Raw genomic sequence first — 22,058 nt, forward strand, 5'->3', positions numbered from 1 at the left:
GCCCGGTACCTGTAGCGATCTGGCGCCACTGCGGTGTTCTGGGTTTTCATTCAATTTGGACGTGCTGGTAGCGGGGGTGTAGCGGGGGGCGGTACGGTGCCGGTGTGCCGTTGAAGTTGGCGTCTAAGACGCAGGTTTCGGGTCATTTCTTTGTTCGGCGACGCTTGTCGTTTGCGTTGCTGCGCCGTTCGGTGAGCATGGAGATCAATCCGGTTCGCTGGCACCGCACGCTGTTGATGTTGTCGGCGGTGTTGGGTGTGGTGCTCGTGGTGGGGGCGTTCGTGTACGGGTGGTTTCGCCCGGCGGGGGTGATCGACGACTCGTCGAAGATCGTTGCTGATCGTTCGTCGGGGGCGTTGTTTGTGGTGGTCGACAAGCGACTGTATCCGGCGTTGAATCTGGTGTCGGCGCAGCTGATTGCTGGGTCGCCGGATCGGCCGACGTTTGTGGCATCGGGGGAGATTGCGAAGTGGCCCAAAGGGCCGACGGTGGGGATCCAGGGCGCTCCGGTGGAGACACCGGCGGTGGTGTCTCCGCAGGTTTCGCGCTGGGCTGTGTGCGACACGGCGCCGACGACGGTTGGTGGTTCGCCGTTGGTGACGGGCATCAATGGGCAGTTGTTGCTCGGGGAGGCGGCGGGAGAGCTCGCCGGCAGCGAGGCCTTGTTGTTGTCTTATGGGCCGCAGGTACACCTGGTGACTAATGGTGTTCGGATGCCGATTGATCTGTCTCAGTCCGCGGTCGCCGGGCCCCTGGGGATTGCGCCCGGGGCGCAGGCGACGGGGATGTCGCGGGCCCTTTTTGACGCGTTGCCGGCGGGGGGACCGCTGGCTGTTCCCGCGGTGCCTGGCGCCGGTGGGCCCGGTCAGGTGGATTTGGGGGCGGGGGTTGTTGTCGGTGCGGTGGTGGCGAGCCGGGATGTGGCTGCACAGTCGGACCGCTTTTATGTGGTGCTGGCAGATGGGGTTCAAGAGGTCTCGCCTGTGGTGGCTTCGATGCTGCGCCAGCATGATTCGTTTGGTTTAGCCACGCCGCCGCAGATATCGCCGGATCATTTGGCGCATATTCCGCTGCGTCATGTTCTTGATGTGGATTATTATCCGCGGTCGCCTGTGCGCCTGGTTGATGCGGGCAGTCGGCCGGTTTCGTGTGTGGCGTGGCAGTGGAGTGTGAGCGAGCGTCAGGCGCGGCTCGCGGTGATTTCGGGTCGGGGGTTGCCCATCCGCGCGGATCAGCGGGCGAAGATGGTGCCGTTGGTGGGTGCCGGCAATGGCGGGGTGCAAGCGAATCAGGTCTTGGTCGGTGATGGTGCATCGACGTTTGTTAGCACTACTGGTCAGGCATTGGATTCGCCTGCGCGCGAGACGATGTGGCTGACTAGCTCCACCGGGTCGCGCTATGGTGTGCCGTTTGACGACAATAGCGTGCAGGCGTTGGGGCTGGTGTTATCTCAGGTTCGTCCGGCGCCGTGGTCGATGCTGCAGGTGTGGCCTGCGGGACCGGAGTTGTCGCGGGCGGCCGCGTTGACGGTGCATAGCCCGTCGGACGCGGTGGCTGTGTTGCCGACGAAGACCAACGTACGGGCCGGCGGATAGGAGGGGGAGAAGGTTGTCGACGATTCGTTTCAGCCCGTCTCGGCGGCTGAGGGCGCCCAAAGTTGATGGCGGCATGCAGTCGGTACGCGATTCTCCGATCGCGCCGCGCCGGTTGCCGATGACGAAGGCGCAGATCATTTTGCCTGCAGTCATGGGCGCGGCGTTTTTGGGCATGATGGCCATGATCTTGACTCAACCGGGGCTGCGCTCGGGGCCGATGAGTTTGTTTTCGTTGTTTGTGCCGGTGATGATGATTGTGTCGTTCGCCGGGGTGTTTATGCAGGGCCGTTTTGGTGGCGGTGATAAGGCGTTGTCTCCGCAGGCGTTGGAAGAAGAGCGCCGTGCCTACATGGACGAGCTCGACCAGACACGTGATGTGATTCAAAGTGACGCCGAGCGTCAGTTCGCCAATTACCAGTTCTTGCATCCCGAACCGGCGATGCTGCGTGGGTTGGTCGGGTCGCCGCGGATGTGGGAGCGATCGGGTTCTGCTGAGGACTTGGCGATGCACTTTGGTTTTGTCCGTTTCGGAACCGGTACTTCGGATTTGGCGAAGAAGCTGGCTAAGCCTCGGTTGGGGGAGTCGGCCGATTATGAGCCAGTCTGCTATGACGCGCTGCGCAAGTTTTTGTTGGAGCAGTCCAAGATTAGTGGGATCGCTAAACCGCTGTCGCTCAAGGTGATTCCGCTGATGACGTTGGTGGGTGAGGATGGTCCGGACACAGTCCACGGTGTGGTGCGGGCGATGATTTGTCAGGCGGCCTGCTTCCATTCACCGCAGGACTTGAAAGTCATGGTCGTCACCGACGAACCAGCACGATGGGATTGGGTCAAGTGGTTGCCGCATTGCCAACACGACAAGCTCTTTGATAGTGGCGGGCCGTTGCGAATGGTGTGGACGTCGCCGACGGCGATGGATGCGGCGGTTGGTCACGAATTGCATGGCGCTCGAAAGAATTACGGGGACCCTGGCGCCGCGGACGGGGTACGTCCGCATTGGCTTGTGATCAACGACCAGCTCCGTGTGGATAGTGAATGGGACACGTTGAATCGCAGGGGCGTTGGGGGGGTCGCGGGCGTGACCTTTGTGCGTGTAGTGGTCAAGGAGGGCGCGGCGGATGACAACTGAGTTCACATTGCATGTCAAGCGCGACGGGGCATATGACGAGGAGGGGTTTTTCGCGCTCCCCGATACGCTGGACACGGCGTCCGCGGTCGCGTTTGCGCGCAAAATGGCTAGATACCATGCAGATTCGCGGGTAACGCAAAGTTCGACTGCCGCCGCATCGAAGGTCGTGGATCTGTATGAGATTCTCGGCCACGCTGATCCGGGCGATATCGATGTGGAGGAGGCCTGGGCGGCGACGCGGCTGGGTCCGCCGCTGCAAGACGACGAGGGCGAATTGCAGTGGGGTCGGGAGTGGATGCGGTTCCCGATCGGTATTGATCCACGCAATGGACAGCCCGTGGCCCTCGACTTGAAGGAGACTCACGAGTTCGAGGGGATGGGCCATCACGTCGTCGTCGTCGGCACGACTGGGAGTGGTAAATCGGTGTTTTTGACGGCGTTGATTACGTCGGCGTGTTTGACGCATTCGCCAGACTCGTTGAAGGTCGCGGTGTTTGACTTTAAGGGTAGTGCGTTGGCGCATTTGGTGGCGGGATTCCCGCACTGCGTCGCGGCGATGAGCAACTTGCGTAACGATCGCCTGTGGATTGTGAGGATGGAAGATGTCCTCTACGGCGAGATGGAGCGCCGCAAGTCTTGGCTTGACCGGGCTGGGGTCAGTGACATCGCTGAATATGAGTATTTGCGCATTCACAAGAAGGAGAAGTTGCGGCCGATGCCGCACCTGCTGCTGATTGTCGATGAGTTCACGCAGATGTTCGCTGAACATGACGGAGCCAAAGCGGTCATGGACGAGGTCGGCCGCCAGGGCCGCTCGCAGGGGCTTCGCCTCGTGATGGGGTCGCAGCGGCTGGGCCACCAGATGCAGGGCGGCATCATGAGTAACATCCCGGTGCGGGTGGCGCTGCGAACTGTCGGCGACACCGATTCCCACGAGGTGTTGGGTAGCGATGAGGCCAATCATCTGCCCAAAAAACCTGCTGGGGCTGGGCTTTTGAAGGTAGGTGCCAACAAGAACCTGACGAGGTTTCAGACGGCGTTCGTGCTCAAGAGCTATGTACCGCCCCAACGGGCAGCAGCTGCTGCGGCCAGGCAGGAAGCCGGTTACCTTGAGCCACAAGAGTTCCAGGCGGTCGGTATGCCTGCTCTGCAGATGGCCCGCGACGGCGAGGGCGAGCAGACCAAAATCCCGGAACCACGCGCCATCATTGGCGCCGATGGCCGCACCGTCAAACAGGTGCAGGCAACGGTGGATTGCTTGAATCGGCTGAATCTTCCTCCACTGCAAGCGATGTGGCTGCCGCCGCTGCAGCCGGTCCCTGCTGATGAGCTGGTGCGGCGGTTGCGGGGCCAACCGTGGGATGTCGACTATGGCTCGGCCCAAAGCGAGCTCTCGAGGCTGATGTTTCCGGTCGGGATCGAAGACAGGCCGCGCGACCACCGCCAGCTTGTCTATGCGCCCAATCTGGCCGAAGGTAACTGCGCGGTCATTGGTATGGGGCAATCGGGTAAGACGGTGGCCATCGCGACGATGATCTCGGGTGCCGCTTTGTTGTATCATCCTCGGCGGCTTCAGTTCTACGTCATCGCACTCAGCGGGCCGGACCTCAACCTGGTAGCTGGTTTGCCGCACGTCGGTGGTTTCGCACGCGAGGTGGACCCCGAGCAGGTCAAACGAATCATCGCCGAGATGCTGGCGCTGATCGATCAGCGCGAGCAGGCGTTCACCAAGCTAGGTCTGACGCTAACCAAGCTGCGTGAACGCAAATTTGGCGGCGTGCCAGGTGAGGTGCCTCAAGACTCGTTCGGCGATGTGTTTTTGGTGATCGATGGCTGGCCAACGTTTGTGAAGAACTGGGAGCTGTTGGTTTCTGACGTGGAACGAATCTTGGCTAAAGGACCCGATGTTGGGGTGCACGCCATTGTGTCGACCAGTGGCTGGGTGGCCAACAAATTCCCGTCAGGAATGACCAAGAATTTCACCAGCAACGTGGAGCTCAAGCTCGGTGACAACGATGACATGACGGTCAACAATGTGAAGGTCGCGCGCGACGTTCCCTTCGGGGAGCAGAAGATGTTCCTCGACGAAGAGGACGACACTGGCGGTGAGGTCGAGCAGGTCAACGTGGTCAAGATCAGGGGCCGCGGCACGACGATGGAGGGGTACCATTTTCAGGCCGGGTTACCGGAGATAACCGTGCAAGGGCGGCGCGCCGACGTGGCAGCAGCCGTTGAGCCAATTCAGCGGCTCGCTGGACCTGACAGTGCGGCCGCGCGGGTACGGATGCTGCCCAAAATCGTCGGTATCGACGAGGTCTTCGCGCAATGGGAGCAGCGTGAGCATGGGCCGGGTGGGGTCGACTGGAGTGGTGTCGTGCCGTTCGGGATTTCAGAAATCGGTTTGGAGCCGGCGGTCGCGAACTTCGCTGCGACCCCGCATCTGCTGCTTACCGGTCGGCCTGAATGTGGATTGTCGAGCGGGTTGGCCACGGTGGCCCAAGCTGTGATGCGGGTGTACGGGCCCGAGCAGGCCCAGATCTATGTGGTGGACCCTCATAATGAGTTGCTGCGCGTGGTCGAAGGTGAACATTTGGGCGCCTACGTTTTCCGGGAGGACCAGGTGCGTGCCTTGGGTGACAGCCTGGGGGCGATCCTGACTGAACGTATGCCGATGACAGACCTAAGCCAGGCGGAGTTGGCTGCGGGGACGCGGCGTTGGAGCGGGCCAGAGATCTTTGTCTTCATCGATCGTGAAGAGACCCTTGCTAGTTGGGACACTGGTGGGTTCGTGGCAGGAACCGGATACCCGTTGGGCCCGCTGGCGCGGTTTATTGCGCGGGGTAAAGAGGTCGGCCTGCACCTGGTCGTGTCGCGGCGGATCGCTCAGTGGGGCCGCACGCTGACCAATCCGATAATCGGGGAGTTGCTCAAGGCCAAAGCACCTGTCGTGGTAATGGACGGCGACCCTGATGAAGGGCCGATCGTCGGCAAAACGAAAGCCGTGCCAGCTGACCCCGGTCGTGGCCTGTACGTCACTGACCGGATGGTGGCGCCGGTGCAGATCGCGTTCCCGGCGAGCGCCCATTGAGCGAGGATGACCCCGCGTGGCTGCTCGTCCACGCGGTGGAACAAGCCCGCTTAGAACAGGGGTTGTCCAAACATGATCTGGCACGCCTGGCGCGCGTGGCGCGGCCTACGATCTCGCGGCTGATCAACCATGGCATGGTCCCGTCTCGTGCGGCCACGCTGGATAGGATCGGCTCGGCGCTGGGCTGGGAGGCCGGGACGTGTGCGGCCTTGTTGGCCGGCCAACCCCTACCGGGTCCACGCGCGCCGGTGACTCGCTCGGCCCAGCTCGTCGCAGCGCGGCTCACCGAGATTGCCGAGGAGGCGCGGTCGGCCGCCGGTGCTGCCGAGCAGTCGATTCTGCGGCTGAAAACCATCGAGGAGCGTGCGCGTGCGGCTGCGCAGTTCGTGCTGGGCGGTTCAGTAGCTGATTAAGCGGTCGATCTGGACCGATTCATGCGTCGGCATGGGCCTTTGTCGCTCGGTGATGCGTGGCGGTATTTCGCCAGGTGAGCGGCGCCGTAGAGGGTGTCGGGAAACAGGGGGTGTTGCCTTGTGTGGAATGTCGGAGGTTTGGTTGCCGGTGTCCCTGGGGGCGGTTATCGTCGCATCAAACGGCGGCTTTATTGCTCGTGGGGCGAATGGGATATGTGGACAGGGGTGGGATTGCAATGATGTTCATTGAGGCGCCGGCGCTGGCGGCGCAGGCAGCATCAGAGGGCGCAGGCGGGGCGACCACGGCGGCCACTCTTGCCGCTGGGGCACCAGCGATGGGCGCTGTGCTGCCGATGGGCGGCGAGGAAGTGTCGGCAATGTTCGCTCAAGCTATCGCCGCGCACGGCGCGCAGTTCTTGGCGGCAGGTGCTCTAGGTGTGGCTCAGCGGGAGGCGTTCGCAGCCACCGTGGCTACGTCGGCGGCCACCTACACCGCTATGGATGCGGTCGGCAAGGCGCTGCTGTCGCTGTAGCGCGGCGGTGCACTGATGTACTGGGGTATCCCACCAGAGATCAACGCATTTCGGTTGACCAGGATGGGCGCGGGTCCAACGGCGCACGTCCCACAGATCACCGCCTACACGGCTGCTGCGGCCACGCACTTCGAGCAAGGGATGCAGCAGTCGGTGACCGCGATCGCGACCGCGCCGGTTTTCCAGGGCTCTGGCGGAATGGGGATGCTCGATAGTGCCACGCCGATGGCGGCCTGGCAGCAGACCGCCGGGCTGCATGCAGAGACTGCGGCGGCCACCATCCAAACTGGGTTGACTGCGTACAGCGCGGCCGTGTCCGCGACCATTCCTCATGAAGTGGTGGTGGCCAACCGGGTCCGCGAGGCCACTTTGGAATCAACAAATTTCATGGGGATCAACACCCCAGCGATCGCCGAGGCGAATGCTGAATATGGGGAGTATTGGTCGCAGAACGCCGGGGCCATGGTCGGCTACTTGGGCGCTATGGCCCCTGTCGTGAGCGCGCTGACCGTTCCCTTGCCGACGTTGCCTGATATGAGCAATCCGCTGGGGGCGACGGCCGGCTTGGCAGGGTTGGTCGGCGACGGGGTTGGTGCTGGCGTGCAGGCCTTAGGGTCGGGCATTAGCGCCGGTGGGGGAGTGGTGTCGGCTGGCAGTGGGATCAGCACAGGCGTGGCCACTGGGATCTCGAGCGGCGTGTTCAACGGCACGGGAGCAGGCGTGCAGGCCGCAGGGTCGCCCACTGGTGGGCAAACCCCGGCACCGCAGCCAGCGACCACCGGCACGACCGCGGGGCAGGGCGTGCCCGCAACGACGGGCACCGGCCAGGGCGTCACGAGTAACGCGCCGCAGGGAAAAGCTCCACCGTTGCAGGCGGGTCAAGGCGGTCAGCCGCCCCTGGAAGAGTCTGGACAGTCGTTGCTCGGCCAACTCACCCAGGCGCCAACCGAAATGATGAGTTCGCTCAGTTCACCACTGGAGTCACTGGGGCAGCTCCCGTCGAGTGCCAGTGGCCAACTAAGCGGCCTGATGGGCCCGTTGTCGGCGCTGACCGGTGGAATGTCCGGTGGATTGGGTGGGCCCCCAGCCGGGGGAGCACCGGGATTCAGCGCAGCCAGTGCACCGTGGTCGGGACTAAGTGGCGCCAACGGCGGCTTCGCCGGGGGCGCGTCAGCGGTTGCCGCGGCGTTGACGAAACCGTCTGCTGGCGGGCTAGGTGGGCCTGTGGGCGTGCCGGGCGGCTGGTGGGCCGACGTGGCTGATGGCGCTGAAACAGACGAGCAACCGGCTGCGGGACTGCGAAGCGGCGCGGCAGCGGGCAGAGGAGCCATGGCGCCCGGAATGTATGGACCCATGGCGGCAACGGGGCGCTCCGGACGCGGCAGTGAATATGCCGATGTCAGCGAGCAGGATAAGACGATCACGCTACCGGCCTCCGCGCATGCGGCGCCGGTGCTCACGTCTGAGGGCGTGGTCCACGTCGGGCAGGGAGGATAACTCCCGGCAGGGGCCCGGGTCATTGCTGAACTGATCGAACCAGCGGTAACCACTTGCTAGTGAAGGAGATACACCATCATGGCGTTGAACGCCGATGTCGCCCAGATGCTTTCGGGCGCAAGTCAATTGTCGAACATTCAACAAGAGGTGCTGTCGGCGTTGGGCCGTTATGTCACCATGAACCAGAACCTCACCGGTACTGGGTTTAGTGGTGATGCGGCGCTGGCCTCCATGGCCACCACCGAGGACATCAACCGGACCGGCCAACAGGTCAGCCAGCGGTTTCAGAGCGTCATCGACATAATGAAGCGCTCGGCGCACCAGTACCAAGAAACGAACGCGCAGAACCGCGCGGCGCTGGGCTCCATCCAGTCGACCTGACCGCGGCCAATCTTTCAGACATCGAACGACTTTCAGAGGAGAATGGTTATGGATTCAATGCGTTACGACCACGCCATGATCGCCGATCACGTGTCGGCCCAGGCGCAGCTGGTCGCTCACATGAACGATCTGCGTACCCGGGCCATGGGAACAATCAACCAGGTCGCCACAGTCTGGACGCAGCATGGTTCTGACGCTGCCCAGGTCGCCATGCACGAGATCGATCAGGCGTTCCAGGCGGTGTTCACCACGATCGAGCGCCATGGACAGGCCCAGGGGCACGCGTCGACGAATGCGCTGGGCACCGACCACGCGGTCCAGGCTGGTTTCCGGGGCTTGTGACCGAGACCGGAACCGCGGTTGCAGCGCGGCTGTCGACCACGTCGGAAGGTTTGTGGTTGACAGCCGCGCTTTGCGGTGTGGCTCAATTGCCACCTGCCCTCAAGATCCGGCCCATTGGGGCGGTGCAGGCCACCATCGCGGCTCACCCCGGGATGGAGGTGCTCGAAAACGCGGGGATTTGTCAGGGCGGCGAGGTTGACCCCAGCGTGGCCTCTTGGGTGCGGGCCTTGGGGCGTCCCGACGTCGAGATTGACGTGACGATTACCCGCCCCGAGATCCGACCGGAGCGGCTTGAAGGCCCACCAGCGGTCTTCACCGCCCCGGAGGACGCGATTGAGGCCGCCGAGGCGCTGGCACGGTGGTACGCCCAGCGGCCTCCCCAGCGAGTTGTGACATTGTGCCGGCGCGATAACGCGTGGGTGGCCGCCGCGCGGCTCTGGCGCCCGGGCCAAGACACCAGCGATGAGGTTGTGGTCACCCCGCTGGGTGGGACCGAGATCGCGCACGTCGTCGTCGACACGATAGGGCCGGCCGACCCGGCCCAATTCCACGGCATCAATAGCGAAGCAGCGGTACTCAATACAGTTCTGTCGGCCTGGCAGGCCAACCCCGCCATCGACATCATCGCGGGCCTCGTAGAGGTTGGACTTTCAGTTCCCCAGGCGCGGCTAGTCGAAGCGGTCGCCGACCGGGGCACCACCCGCGCGGTTATCGGCGCGGCCGAATTCTCTATCAGTGGCCCGGCGCGGGCGCCGATGGCGGTGACCGTGGCTGACACCTTGATCGGCCGCGTCGTTGTCAGCAACAGCGTTGGTCCTGACGGCAGGCAATGGACCACACTGCTGCCCGGCGCCGATCACGCAATCCACACGGCTGTGGTCGAGCTGCTCGAAACTTTGCCCTCGGGACGCGGCTGGGCGACTCATCAGCGGACATAAAATTTCGATACAGGCGAATATGGTGTCCGTTGTAGACGGATGAAAACCGTGGTTGTTACTGTCGCGCTGTGGCCAAATTATGTGGCGCTAAGCGAAATTCGAATACGTCTGGTGACGAGGGGACACGGTATGACAAGTCCGCATGAGCGTGAGGAACGCGACTTTTTCAATGGCCTGGCGGCAGGTCCGCCGCCCGAGACGCAGCCCGCGCCAGGCGCAGTTGAGCCCAGCCATCCCAACAACAGCGGCGAACCGACGAGCGATGATGGGCGGCCGCGGTTTTCACCCCCGGAGGCCGCTCTTGGGCTCCCCGCCCAGGATGCGACGCCGGCGCCGTCTTCGGCGCCCCAACAAGCCCCGGGTTGGCAGCCGCCGCGGTTTTCGCCCCCGGAGGGCACCTTGGCACCCCAGGGCCAAGACACCCCTCCGCCACCTCCGTGGGCGCAGCAGGCCGGTCCCCATCAGCAGGGGACGCCCAGCGAAAGCTACGGTTCCTCAAGTCAATTGGGCCGCCCACCGCAGGGAGTGTCGGAGGCGGCGCTCGGTGGGCGTCACGGCGCACCGCAGCCAGCCGGTCACGCAGATCCCAGCCAGGTTGCGCGTCCGTATCCGCCGGCAGAAGAACATGGTTGGCGTGCGCCAACACCCCAACCGTCGCCTCGCACCGCGGGCACGCCACGGTCTTCGGACGCGCTGCGAGAGCACCTGCGCGCCACGGACTTGATTGCCCCACACAAGGAGGCGCCATCCAAGGGGTGGCGCAGGGCGTTGCTCAAGGTTTCTGGTGGGCTGATTAACGTCGGTGAGTCCAGCGACGAGCGCACAGTGCGTGGCCTCAAGGCTGCGATCGGGGCCAATTTGCGTGGCACTTATACCGTCGTGGTGCTTGGTGGCAAGGGCGGTTCGGGCAAGACCGCGATGACTGTCGCGACCGCCAGTGAGTTTGCACGCAATCGTAACGACCAAGTGGTCGCTGTCGACGCCGATCCGGCACAGGCCGCAAATTTGGCGGCTCGGGTGGATCCCAAGGCGTCATCGCTGCGTGCGATTAACGACGACCTTAATCTTCATCGCTACGCCGATGTTGGGGCCTTGACGGGCCACAACCAAGTTGGTTTAGACGTTGTGGCTTCCCCGCGCCATGGAGGCGCTCGCGGGGAGGGGTTGACCGCTGATGAGTTCAGCAAGGGCCATATGCGTCTACAACGGTTCTACAGTGTGCTTTTCGTTGACTGCGGTGTCGATCTCGAACACGAGGTGATGAAGGGTGTGTTCGAGCGCGCCGATGCGGTGTTGATGGTGGCCTCGGCCGTCCCGGACGGCGCCGAAGGCGCGAGCACCAATTTCGAGTGGTTGCGCGACGAAGGCTATCACCAGTTGCTGTCGCGAACAGTGTTGGTGATCAACCACATTCGCCCGGCGCGCAATCGGAAGGATCGTAAGGAGGCGGCCAAACTGGTCGCCACACTCAGGGAGCATTTCGGGAGCTGGGTCAAAAACGATCGCATTATCGAGGTACCCTTTGACCCCCACATCGCCTCGGCGGGCGAGTTGGACCTTCGAAGGGTCAACCCTAAGACCGCCAGGGCGGTGCTTAAGACCGCCGCCGCATTGGCGGCAGGGTTCTCGACAGCGGCCGATGCCCGATGACCACCGCCAATTCCGCACAACAGGCGCCGGAAGTCCCTCGGCTGTGCAAGGTTCATTTGCTGGTCGGGGATGACACGCTCATCGATTACGTCCTGCCTGCTGGGGTGGCGTTGATTGCGGTGATCGAGGACCTCATCCCGCGGGTCAATGCGATTCTCAAAGATCGCGGGCGGGCACCTCTTGATGACACGTTGACCTTTCAACTGTGCCGTGCAGACGCCACTCCGCTCGATCCGCAGCGATCCCTTGATGACAGCCGTGTCTACGACGGGGACTTGTTGTGTCTCTTGCCTACTGACGCCACCGAACGCTTCGCACCTGTCATTGAGGAGGTGTCGACGGCGCTGGCTCGTTCAGCACGCCAGCAGTTCGCCACAGTCGATGTCACGGTCGCGCGTCGGGTAGCCGGGGGGCTTTTCGCAGCGCTGGTCGCGTGGGCCGAGGTGATGTTGGCGCAGTTGTGGTGGCAACAGCACGGCTGGCTGCCCGCGGCGGTGTCGTGGGGATTAGCCGCCGTTTTCTTGGTGTCGGCGAGGGCGGCGACGCGGGCACGAGATGAGCAGCGACGCCGATCGGCGGACTTCCTGGTGTGGTCGGCGCTGATTTGCGCCGGTGCAGGCGCGGCGATGTCGGTGCCGGGACCACCCGGTGGCTGGCATGTGGTGGCCGCGACGGCCACCGTGTTGGCCGGCGTGGCGGCATTGACGATGCTGACCGGCCGCTATCTGACTGTGTTTGCGGGGATGGCTGTGGTCGGGTTATCTGCGGGCGCGGTGGCGGCGATCCACGCCAGCGGTTGGCGAGTGCTGCCAGCGCATCTGGCGGTCGTCTTCTTGGTAGCGGACCTGGTGCTAGTGACGTTTGCAACCAGCATCGGGATCGTGGGGGCCGGAGTGCCCGGGCCATGGTTTCCTTCGGTCACTAACCGGGGGGTGTTTGAGACTCGAGAAGGCGCTGCCCTAAACACGGTGTCGCCGGTGGAGCGTCCGGGCAATGAAACCGTTGAGCAGATCGCGACGTGGGCTCGGCGCGGCACCGCCATCGTGACGGGTCTGCTGGCTGGCGGCGCTGTGGTGTTGGTGGCGGCCGCGCGCTATGCAGTGATGCCCGAAACTGGCGGCGGGTGGCGGTTTTTGGCATTCACGTTGGGGATTTGCGCAATCTTTCTGCTCCGGGCGCGCTCGTTTGTTGATCGCAATCAATCGGTGATGCTGGCCGTTGGTGCGGTCGTCGCGGTAGCGGTGGTGATCGGACGATACGCAAGCGCTCCCAACCCGGCTTCGCCGGTTGTCACCCTGATATGTGTTGGCGCAGCGCTAATGTTGGCCGGGGCGGGCCTGCTTGGAGCGCTGGTGGTGCCCAATGCGCGGATCAGCGCACCGGTAAACCGCGCCGTCGAAGTCAGCGAGTACATTCTGCTGATTTTCGTTGTGCCATGGGCGATCTGGCTGCTGAATCTGCTGTGGGTGGTACGAAATGCGGTCCACGGCTGATGATTAAAGCCGTGAGTACGCTGGGCGCGATCGGGCTCGCCGCAGCACTGGTTGCCGTATCTGGCGGCGTGGCCGGCGCGATTGATCCCCCGGTGGTGCCGCCTGGGCCACCCCCGCCCGATCCCGCACCCGGGCCGGATCAGCCGATGCGCCAGATCGCGGCGTGCACAACAACCGGCGTGTTGCCCGGCAGTGATTTGCGTGAGTTGCCCGCGGCGCTGCAGCTGATGAACATGCCAGAAGCGTGGAAAGAATCCACCGGTGTTGGCGTGGTCGTCGGGGTTATCGATACCGGCGTGGCTGCACAACCTCGGCTGCCGCACCTAGTTTCTGGCGGGGACTATGTCATGGGCCCGTTTGGCGACGGCTTATCGGATTGCGACGGGCACGGCACAGTAGTGGCTTCACTGATTGGGGCGGCGCCTTCAGGGCTCGCACTGGTCCCCAAGCCGGCGTGGGCGGCGCCTGCGGCCCCGCCGGCCGGGGCTCCGCCGCCGCGCGCGATTCCACCGCCACCGCCTCCGCCGACGGTCACGGTGACCCAAACGGTGGCGCCGCCGCCGCCACCACCGCCGCCGCCGCCGCCGCCCGACGAGCCATCATGGGTGGGTATGCCGCCGTCTCCGGTTACTCTCGGCCACGCTCGCGGGCCGGCGCCGCTGGAACCGTCGCCCGGTGGTGGTCCAGACGGGCTGATCGGCATCGCCCCAGACGCGGTGCTGCTGTCGATTCGCCAGACCGCGCAGACTTTCGGCCTGGTTGATCCCGGCGTGGTCGACAACCCCGAGGATGTTCGCCGCGCCGGTGACATCAATTCGTTGGCTCGCGCGATCGTGCACGCGGCGAATCTGGGCGTCAAAGTGATCAACATCAGTGTGGTGTCGTGCATCTCGACAGCCAAGCCCCAGGATCAAAGCGCCTTGGCCGACGCGGTCCACTATGCCGCGGTTGACCGCGACGTGGTGATCGTGACCGCGGCGGGCAACGTTCATGCCCAGGGCTGCAATGGGCAAAACCCGGACCCATTACCGGGTGATCCCACTCGGGGGTGGTCGTCAGTCAAAACGATCGCCACCCCAGCATGGTTTAGCGACTACGCGTTGGCGGTGTCGGCCACCGATTCGACCGGCGTTCCCGCCAGCGGCGACGCCGCCTCATTGCACGGCCCGTGGGTAGGACTGGCTGCGCCGGGAGCCGACATCGTGGGGCTGTCGACGAGCGGGCAGGTGATCAACGGTTCAGTCGATGACGACAAGCTGCACCCTATCGCTGGTAGCTCGTTTAGCTCGGCGTTCGTCGGGGGAGTGGCGGCTTTGGTGCGGGCCAAATTTCCCAACCTGACAGCCCATCAAGTGATCCACCGGTTAGAGGCCACCGCGCACCCTCCCGCTGGTGGACGTGACAACGTGGTCGGTTATGGAACTGTGGACCCCGTTGCGGCGCTGACCTGGGATGTGCCGCCGGGTGAGACGTTTGCCCCCGGGGTTCAGCGCGCCCAGTTGAAAGTGCCGGCCCCGCCCCCGCCACGCGACGCACGTCCGGGCTGGGTCGCGATGGCCATCACCGGTCTCGCCGTCGTCAGCGTATTGGGACTTGCTGTGGGCCTGACCGTCTCGCGTCGCAGGGAGCGAATCTGATGAAGCAACGGTTTGTCTCGGCCCGTATCGCACCCCGCGCCGTGGTCACCGGCGAAGTGGTCGCAGGTCTGGTTGCGCTGGCACTGAGCGCCACGCTGGATTCGTGGCCGATCGCCGTCGCCAGCGGCGCCGCGACCGGACTGGTGATCTGTGTGCTGACCTTCCGGGAGCGCACCGTGTGGCAGTGGGCGTGGCGGGCCATGTCCTGGACGCGCCGCCGGGTGCGCAGACTCCAGCTGCCTCAACCGGTCGATGTCACCCTCAACGAGCACACAGTCGGTGTTGTGATCGACGGGCACACCGTGTCCACGATGATCACTGTGCTGGGCAAGCCTTACATCCCCACCCTATTGCACGCCGACCACACCAAAACACTTAATACCGTGCCGATTAGCGTAATCGCACAAGAGATGCAGCGCTGCGGGTTGAGTGTTGATGTCGACATCATCTGCGAGGGCAGCCGCACAGCCAGAGACAACTATGCCGAACTGTATGAAGCGGCGCTACGGGGGCTGCCGGCGGCCGGTCAGCGTAGCGTGACGTTGGTAGTCCGCTTCGATACGCGCAGCGACCGCATTCTGCCTGGACTGCTGTGGCGGCGAGACACGATCGGCGCGGCGGTGGCGGCTTCTCAGCGCATCACCAGAGCGCTGTGCCAAACAAACTGTCGTGCAAGGCTTTTGACCGCAGCGCAGATGAACGACGCGGTAGCGGCCAGCCTGGGTGGGCCCGAAAACGCGACAGCTTCTTACCAGGACCGCTGGACGAATCTGCAGCGCGGCGGGAAGGCCTATGTCACAGCGTATTTCTTCAGCGCCAGTGACGTGCGCTCTGCTCAACTCGACGACGTGTGGGCCTACCAGAGCGACCACACGACCCTGGTGATCGCGTTGCGCAGCGATCCTGCCGGCGTGCGGGCTTCAGCCCTCGTCCGGTTGACCACCGTGCAACCGCTTGCCAGCTCGCCGCGGCTGGTGCTCAACCCGATGGCGGGCCGACAGTGGGAAGCGTTGGCGCTGACCTTGCCTGGGTGCAGGCGGCTGAGGTTGCCATCAACGCCAGTAACTACCGAACTCAACACAGCTGTCGTAGCCGGCGCATCGGGTGTTCTGCTGGGTGAACTGCGAGACGCTATGCTGTTGATGCCGATATCAGATCCCGCGGCCCCCACCCGAATTGCTCTGCACGCCGATGATGACCAGGCGGTGAAACGGCTGATTCGCCGGGCGGCCGCAGCAGGCGAACAGGTCGCCGTTTACGACCCCACTGGGCGTTGGACAATGACGTCTGCTTCCCCACGGATCTGGACGACGCGCGACGTCACAGCCCAGCCGCCACGTCCTCCGACGATGGTGGTACACAATGGTCGCGTCAACAACTACCCACCCGCGCGCACATCGATCACGGTCGGCGATGTGCCCGCCAGCGCTGCACCCGATATCCGTATCGAACAGCGGGGCGAGCGAATCACCGTGAAAACACAGCGTTTTCGCACCACGTTGAGGTCTGTGACATTCCGCAACGAGGATGCTTATCTGCGGTAATCGATCCTCCCAATGTGGCTGACTTTGGTAGACGAATACCGGGGTGGGAGTGCACGATTGCGGGTATGGCTTGCGATAGCGCCCGCAGCACTCCCGCCGATACCGATCCGAAAACCCACCGGCGCGCAGTGCGTTTCTTTTGGGTGGTGTTGATAGGAGCAAGCGCGGCCTCGATCGCTGGCAACGCGTTACACGCGATCGTGCAGGCCGATCACGTCGCCCCGGCGCTGGCGGCCGCGGTGGCCACGGCCCCACCTCTGGTATTGCTCGGGTCCACGGAAGGGCTCTCGCTGCTCATCAAGGTGCACCGCCGGCCCACCTTGACGTTCTGGGCGGCGGTGATCATGACGCTGTTACTGGGGGCCGGTGCGTTTCGCCTGTCATTTGATGCGTTGTGCAGCTTGGCTATCCGGTGCGGTATCCGCCCAAGCTTGGCATGGTTGTGGCCGCTGATCATTGACGTCACGACCGCGCAGGCCACCGTTGCGCTGGTAGCCCTGACCCGGCTCCTACACAGCCGCGCCGAGGCGCCGCCGGCCCTCGTCGAGGAGGACGTCCCGGTGTCCCTGTCGGCGACACCTCTGCCAGTCGCTGGGTCCTCAGCAGGTGAGCGTGATAGGGCCATGGTGGCGGTCGAGCCGGACCGGTCGCTGTCATCGGTTCCAAGAGTGGACGCCGCTGTGCCCCCGCGAGAGCGTCATGAACACGCCGTACGCACAGTGATGGCATCGAAAAGAACCAAGCAGCCTGCAGAAATCATTGACGCTGTGCTGCGCCGCCACGCTGACGGGCAAAAGCCGGGTGAAATCTCAGAGGAACTCAAGCTGCACCACACAACGGTGAACCGGATACTGGCGACGGCGCTCCACTCGGCAGCGGCGGTGTAAACCCGAAGCTTCCGCCGCAGTGACCTACGTCCGGCGATCGCGAATGTCGCTGCTTTGATAGACGTTCGCGGCCAGTGGCGCCCATGATGACGTAGTGGTCAACGAACCGTACACCCCGTACTGCGGCCTCACCTACAATCGCCAAAACGTTGCCGTGCGTGCGGAGACAGCACCTCACATTCTGGTAAGCGCACCAACACGTACGGGTAAAACACGCAGGATTTTGGCCCCGGCGGCGCTCGTGCATCCTGGGCCGGAAGTTTTGGTGTCGTCGAAACCCGACCTGGCAGAGCTTGTTCTAACACGACGCAATATCGGGATTACCGGTGTGATTGATCTGCGGCCTGAGCACACTGAGGTATGGCCGGCCGGGGTTAGGCGTATGGTCACCGACCCGACCCGCACGATCGCCAGCGCCCATGAAGCACTGACCGTTGCTGAGACCATGCTCGCGACCTCGGGCGTGGGTTTCAGTGGCGCATCGGGCGGCAACGCTGTTGCTGCGGGCGGGCTTTGGGAAAGTCAGGCCGCACCGCCGTTGGCATGCCTGCTGTACGCGGCCAGCCCGCAGGGCAACAGTTTGGGAATGCCCTGGGTGCTCGATGCCGTGCAGGATTTCGGTATCGACGAAACCGGCGGCGACCAACCCATCCCCGAGCTCGGACGCCCGTCGTGGCTGACCGCTTACGGGCTTTGCGAACAACCGAAACTCGCGGCCCCGCTGTATTCTGTTATCGCCGGGATGGATTCCCGGCTGCGTGACAGCATCAAGATCACGGTGTCCAAGGCCGTAACACCGTGGCTGCGCTTGGGTTTGAGCGCCGACGAGGGAGCACCGTACTTGAGCGCGGTCGAACGTGTCGCTGTGGAGTCATTCGACGTCCACATGCTTGATGAGCCGGACGCCACATTGTTTGTGATCGCCCCGAACACCGGCTCGGTCGCCGGAGCCGCGGTGGCTCTGATCGATTCCATCGTGCGTCATTTCCGCCGCAAGATGGCCAATCATCAACTGACGCATCCGCTGCTGCTGGAACTCGACGAGGTATGTAACTCATGTCCGTTGCCGGATCTGTTGACCTACGTGGGGGAGTCAGCGGGACTGGGTGTCAACATCTTGGCGACGGTGCAGGCGTCGGCGCATTTCGACGTTGTATTTGGGTCCAAGTACGCTGAAGCGCTGCGGGAGATGTTTCCGGGCACGCTGATCATGTATGGAGCTCACGAGCGCCATTTGCTCGAACAGGCCTCACATTGGCTGGGAGAGACAACCCGACGTACCGAAGCCTATGAGCCCACAGGGGGGAGTCGGGGCCAATCGTCGCAATTCGGCCAGGCGATCGGTTGGCAGGAACTGCTTCCCCAAAGCCGGGAAGAAGCCCAGCTGTTGCAGCGCGGCACGGCTGGCGAGCGAGTTCATATTCCAGACTGGACCGAGTTCCTGGCTCTGTTCGACCAGGCGGTTCAGCGGCGAATCAAAAAGGCGCAGTGGGGTTGACGGGCGGTTGCCGCGACGGGCGCAATCTATGACTGACGCATTGGTCTCGGTGCTCGCGTCCAGCTTCCCAAGTGCGACCGCTGGGCAGCTCCGGGTAGCTGCACCGTGTAATCTGCCTGTGCTGCAACTAATTTGCTGTCGACGCGATCAAGCGTTTCTCGACGCTGGCCGTGTCCGCAGTAGCACTCCAGCTGCGGACCTACCGACGAATGTTGCCCTCACATGACCCTGGGTCCTGACGCGTGTTTTTCACGATATCGCTTGCGTCTGAGGCGATTTGACGCAGGATCTTCAAGAACAGCACTTGCCCGGCCGAGGTGTTGAGATACCACGGCGGATCGCTGAGCATGGCAATGATCTGTTGCCGCATCGCCTCGAGCGACTGCGAACCCGGCGGCGTGTCACAAACCTGGCCAGCTCGCTCGAGCGCGGCTAACACCCGATGCACAACTGCGTCTACGGTCGTACCCCGATCCATACCTTGAACCGTATCTGTGCCGCCACCCCCCGCTCACACCCCAATTTTTGCAAAGCGGTGTAGGCATCAGCGCGCCAGAGTTGGCCCCGAGCAGCGAACTCAGTTCGCGAATAGCTGCATCGAGGTTGACCGGGAGCTGACCGTGTCGAGGTGCTGGTTGGTGGAGCCGAACAGGACGCTGATTGCGCAAATGAGACACCAGATGGAGATCGCTGCGATGACCGCAGTCCCGCCAAGGATGGGGACCCAGTGGATAGGTGGTGGGGTTCGCCGGCGCGCGTGCAGGGATGGCGGTATGCGGCGGGCGGAGCCCGGTTCGGGGAGTGGATCTAAGACGGTGGTGATGGGCAGCGTCGGCCCGAGAATGAGGTCGTCGTCAACCTCGACAGCTTGGGGTGTCAGTGGCCACCAGTCGCTGGATCCTTCCACGGCTAGCCAGCCTTCGAGGACCCCGCAGACGGCTGCGGTGAGCAGGGTTGCGGGCAGTTGTGTTAGAAGCCAGGGGATGATCAGCTCGCCCCAGAGACTAGGGGAGGGGTTATAGAACGGCAAGGGCAGCGCTGCGAGCGCGGCGCCCCAGAGCAGTGCCGGTATCGGGTAAGCGCGGAGCCGCTCGGGGATGAGCGTGACGATTAGTCCGTAGGCGAGTTTGCCGGCCAACCAGCCCAGCGGCGCGATGGCCGCACAGGTTAGCACCAGTGCGACTTCAAATGATCCGCTGGCTGAGGTGGCGGAGCGCATCGGTAGTGGCAGGGCGACGACGTCGTCGTGTGGGTCGGGTCGGGCACCAACATGGCTGCGTGTGCGAGCGCGAATCTTTTTGGCGAGCAGCTCGGCGCGACGCTTTTGGAAGACAAATATCCCAGCGTGTGCGGCTATCCATGCTCGGCGTTGGTCGTCGAAAATGTCAGCGGGCATGCTCGGCCGGGTCCCGGCTTGTCAGGAGTTCGGTGAGCAGCTGACGGGCGTCGGCCAAGATTGAGTGGCATTGCTCGACGAGGCCTTCGACGGCGTGCAAAACGGTGTGTACGTGGGTGTCTTGGGGCGGTGGTGTGGCTGGGACCCCGCCGTCAAGGATCGCCCTTGACGACCCGTGGGCCCACCCGAGCGCCTCATCGAGTCGGGCCAGCGTGGCCAGCGACATGGTGCGTGAGCCGTTACTGGATTTGTGCAGTGTCGAGCGGTTGGGTCCGCCGCGGCGGGCCAGTTCGACACGGGACATGTGCAGGACCGCCAGCCGTTCAGAGACGAAGTAGTCGAGTCGCGCTGGCCCATCATTAGGTGCAATCACGCCCACAAAACTACCTAAACGCAACCATTATCGTCTAACCATGTGGACAACCTTGCCTATTACCGCTTACGGTTGCGTGCATAGGCGCCCACCCGATTTAGCGGCGCCGAGACGACGAAGGGACACCGCGATGAAGGGGCTTGTGGCGACGGCCGCAGTGCTGATGACAGTCATCGCCGCGATCGTGTTGGCGATCGTCGAACTGCTCATCAAACTCGCTCCGTTGCTGGTCGCGGCGGCGTGCTTGTGGGGAGCGGCCAAGCTAATAGGCGCACACCGCGCCCGAGGGGCGGCCGACGAGGAGCGTCTTAAGCAGGACTGGAGCCGGACCGCTCCCCAAGGCCCACCGCAGGCGGCGCCATCCACACCGCTGCCGCCGGTAATTGCTCATCGCGAACGCATGTATGTGGTGCGCGGTGAGGACACCGGCTTGGCCTCTGACCGCGACGACGGCTATGTCAAGGTTTCGGCGACGGCATTGCCGCGTGTGCAGCGTTTGCCGGCCACCTACCATCACCGGCGCAAATTCACGCCGCGCCGGGCTAGCGGGCACCGTTCGGGGCGGCGGCGGCCGTGAGCTCGGTTTCTGATCAGCAATGGCTGCGTCAGATTGGGGTGAATCTCGACGCCGATGCAGAACACGACCAAGACACCCTCGACAGCGGCGCGGCCGGGGAGTCAGCCGACGAGCATCCCGATGATGATGGCGCGATCAGCGACAACGACGCCGCACCCTTCGGCGAGGATCAAAGTGCCGACGCCTTTGCGGGTGCGTTCGTTTCCGACGGCGACGACCACACCGACTCGGCAGAAAACGAAAGCCCCGGTGCCGACGCTGATTTAGATCACGAGGCGGAGCGGCGTACGCGCCGATTTACGCCGTGGGTACTCGGCGCGTTCGCTGGCGTCGTGTTGTTGGCAACGGTGATAACCACGCTGGGCGTCACACTCTCAGGTCCCGACAACCCTTCGCCGAGTCTGCGCCAGCACGCAGTCAAATCGGGCCCCGCACCGACAATGGCGGCAGCACCAGCGCCGACTCCTGCTGATGGCGGCGATCACCCACTGCCGTTTACCGCCTCAGCCGACTGCCCGGCGGGCGCCTCAACTTCGGCGAAATCGATTGCCGATCCCGACAAGCCATCGCCGTGGATCTGCGTGCGGCATACGGATGGACAACCGCTCTATATCACGCTCGGGCCCGCCGGAATCGAACGCGCTTACGTGATCACGGCGGTCAGTATCGTGCCGGGGGATACTGCTGCGGCCCAGGGGTCCGGCGGTGACCCATGGCTACAGCATCGGGTGGTCACGTTGCTGCAGTGGCAGTTCAATGACACTGCGCACACGGTCGTCGACCAGGACACCGGCAATGCTCACGGCGAAGCGGTCAAACTGATTCCCGGGATCAGCGCCTCAAAAATCACTGTGATCATTCGGCACACCAGCCGTCCGGTCGCAGCCCCCCAGCCCAGCGTGTCGGCCCCAGACGGCGGACCGTTCGGCGGAATCCTGGGTGGGCCCACCCCGGCCACCGGCCCGGAACCGACCAACGGGCCTGACCCGACCGGCTTTGGGTCGGGACACGACACCGATCCCAGTGATGGAACCTTCGCGGTGTCGAGCATCAAAGTCATTGGGCACCAGGCGACATGAGGACGATG

At 63.8% G+C, this 22,058-nt stretch carries 20 protein-coding genes; 17 read left to right on the forward strand and 3 right to left on the reverse strand.

Features of this window, described 5'->3' with window-relative positions:
- The first annotated feature begins 104 nt into the window (after window positions 1-104).
- The 15 genes from eccB (at window position 105) to U8D42_RS26160 (ending at window position 18,625) form a co-directional block, all read left to right on the forward strand.
- Window positions 105-1,595: a type VII secretion protein EccB gene (eccB, locus tag U8D42_RS26090; RefSeq protein ID WP_007172147.1), complete on the forward strand. Its 1,491-nt coding sequence runs from the start codon at window positions 105-107 to the stop codon at window positions 1,593-1,595.
- Between the two features lie 73 nt (window positions 1,596-1,668).
- A complete protein-coding gene (locus tag U8D42_RS26095) occupies window positions 1,669-2,724 on the forward strand; it encodes a hypothetical protein (RefSeq protein ID WP_007172148.1) in 1,056 nt (351 codons plus the stop codon).
- Window positions 2,714-5,812, forward strand: a complete 3,099-nt coding sequence (gene eccCb, locus U8D42_RS26100; protein ID WP_007172149.1) for a type VII secretion protein EccCb — start codon at window positions 2,714-2,716, stop codon at window positions 5,810-5,812. Before U8D42_RS26095 ends, eccCb begins: the two co-directional genes overlap by 11 nt.
- The gene (locus U8D42_RS26105) at window positions 5,809-6,225 is read left to right on the forward strand and encodes a helix-turn-helix domain-containing protein (RefSeq protein WP_007172150.1); all 417 of its coding nucleotides are present in this window, start codon (window positions 5,809-5,811) and stop codon (window positions 6,223-6,225) included. Before eccCb ends, U8D42_RS26105 begins: the two co-directional genes overlap by 4 nt.
- A 239-nt stretch (window positions 6,226-6,464) precedes the next feature.
- A complete protein-coding gene (locus tag U8D42_RS26110) occupies window positions 6,465-6,758 on the forward strand; it encodes a PE domain-containing protein (protein ID WP_101930858.1) in 294 nt (97 codons plus the stop codon).
- Between the two features lie 15 nt (window positions 6,759-6,773).
- Window positions 6,774-8,255: a PPE family protein gene (locus U8D42_RS26115; protein ID WP_007172152.1), complete on the forward strand. Its 1,482-nt coding sequence runs from the start codon at window positions 6,774-6,776 to the stop codon at window positions 8,253-8,255.
- Between the two features lie 78 nt (window positions 8,256-8,333).
- Window positions 8,334-8,636 (forward strand): WXG100 family type VII secretion target, encoded by a 303-nt coding sequence (locus U8D42_RS26120; protein WP_007172153.1) that lies wholly within the window; start codon window positions 8,334-8,336, stop codon window positions 8,634-8,636.
- A gap of 75 nt (window positions 8,637-8,711) precedes the next feature.
- Window positions 8,712-8,978 carry a hypothetical protein gene (locus U8D42_RS26125; RefSeq protein ID WP_232060647.1) on the forward strand — a complete coding sequence of 89 codons (267 nt, stop codon included), beginning with the start codon at window positions 8,712-8,714 and terminating at the stop codon, window positions 8,976-8,978.
- Window positions 8,975-9,916 (forward strand): ESX secretion-associated protein EspG, encoded by a 942-nt coding sequence (locus U8D42_RS26130; protein WP_007172155.1) that lies wholly within the window; start codon window positions 8,975-8,977, stop codon window positions 9,914-9,916. Before U8D42_RS26125 ends, U8D42_RS26130 begins: the two co-directional genes overlap by 4 nt.
- A 768-nt stretch (window positions 9,917-10,684) precedes the next feature.
- Complete coding sequence (locus U8D42_RS26135) at window positions 10,685-11,566, forward strand: MinD/ParA family ATP-binding protein (RefSeq protein WP_007172156.1); 882 nt, start codon at window positions 10,685-10,687, stop codon at window positions 11,564-11,566.
- Complete coding sequence (gene eccD, locus U8D42_RS26140) at window positions 11,563-13,059, forward strand: type VII secretion integral membrane protein EccD (RefSeq protein WP_007172157.1); 1,497 nt, start codon at window positions 11,563-11,565, stop codon at window positions 13,057-13,059. Before U8D42_RS26135 ends, eccD begins: the two co-directional genes overlap by 4 nt.
- The gene (locus tag U8D42_RS26145) at window positions 13,059-14,696 is read left to right on the forward strand and encodes a S8 family serine peptidase (RefSeq protein WP_040624272.1); all 1,638 of its coding nucleotides are present in this window, start codon (window positions 13,059-13,061) and stop codon (window positions 14,694-14,696) included. The genes eccD and U8D42_RS26145 overlap by 1 nt, the downstream gene beginning before the upstream one ends.
- Entirely contained in the window at window positions 14,696-16,240 is a 1,545-nt protein-coding gene (gene eccE, locus U8D42_RS26150; protein ID WP_007172159.1) for a type VII secretion protein EccE, read from the forward strand. The genes U8D42_RS26145 and eccE overlap by 1 nt, the downstream gene beginning before the upstream one ends.
- A gap of 65 nt (window positions 16,241-16,305) precedes the next feature.
- On the forward strand, window positions 16,306-17,127 hold the full coding sequence (locus tag U8D42_RS26155; RefSeq protein ID WP_080691135.1) for a DUF2637 domain-containing protein: 822 nt from the start codon (window positions 16,306-16,308) through the stop codon (window positions 17,125-17,127).
- 94 nt (window positions 17,128-17,221) lie between these two features.
- A complete protein-coding gene (locus U8D42_RS26160) occupies window positions 17,222-18,625 on the forward strand; it encodes a type IV secretory system conjugative DNA transfer family protein (protein ID WP_040624275.1) in 1,404 nt (467 codons plus the stop codon).
- A gap of 199 nt (window positions 18,626-18,824) precedes the next feature.
- Here U8D42_RS26160 and U8D42_RS26165 read toward each other — a convergent pair whose 3' ends face one another.
- The 3 genes from U8D42_RS26165 to U8D42_RS26175 all read right to left on the reverse strand — a co-directional run bounded on the left by U8D42_RS26165 (window position 18,825) and on the right by U8D42_RS26175 (window position 20,394).
- Window positions 18,825-19,103: a hypothetical protein gene (locus U8D42_RS26165; RefSeq protein ID WP_007172162.1), complete on the reverse strand. Its 279-nt coding sequence runs from the start codon at window positions 19,101-19,103 to the stop codon at window positions 18,825-18,827.
- 99 nt (window positions 19,104-19,202) lie between these two features.
- Window positions 19,203-20,021 carry a hypothetical protein gene (locus tag U8D42_RS26170; RefSeq protein WP_007172163.1) on the reverse strand — a complete coding sequence of 273 codons (819 nt, stop codon included), beginning with the start codon at window positions 20,019-20,021 and terminating at the stop codon, window positions 19,203-19,205.
- Entirely contained in the window at window positions 20,011-20,394 is a 384-nt protein-coding gene (locus tag U8D42_RS26175) for a helix-turn-helix domain-containing protein (protein ID WP_073877511.1), read from the reverse strand. Before U8D42_RS26175 ends, U8D42_RS26170 begins: the two co-directional genes overlap by 11 nt.
- A 130-nt stretch (window positions 20,395-20,524) precedes the next feature.
- Between U8D42_RS26175 and U8D42_RS26180 the strand changes: the two genes are divergently transcribed.
- Both U8D42_RS26180 and U8D42_RS26185 read left to right on the forward strand, forming a co-directional pair.
- Window positions 20,525-20,971, forward strand: coding sequence for a hypothetical protein (locus U8D42_RS26180; RefSeq protein ID WP_007172165.1), 447 nt, complete (start codon window positions 20,525-20,527; stop codon window positions 20,969-20,971).
- On the forward strand, window positions 20,968-22,050 hold the full coding sequence (locus U8D42_RS26185; protein WP_046182038.1) for a hypothetical protein: 1,083 nt from the start codon (window positions 20,968-20,970) through the stop codon (window positions 22,048-22,050). Before U8D42_RS26180 ends, U8D42_RS26185 begins: the two co-directional genes overlap by 4 nt.
- Window positions 22,051-22,058: the final 8 nt, after the last annotated feature.

The sequence above is a fragment of the Mycobacterium europaeum genome (genome assembly GCF_034555895.2).
Lineage (GTDB): Bacteria > Actinomycetota > Actinomycetes > Mycobacteriales > Mycobacteriaceae > Mycobacterium > Mycobacterium europaeum.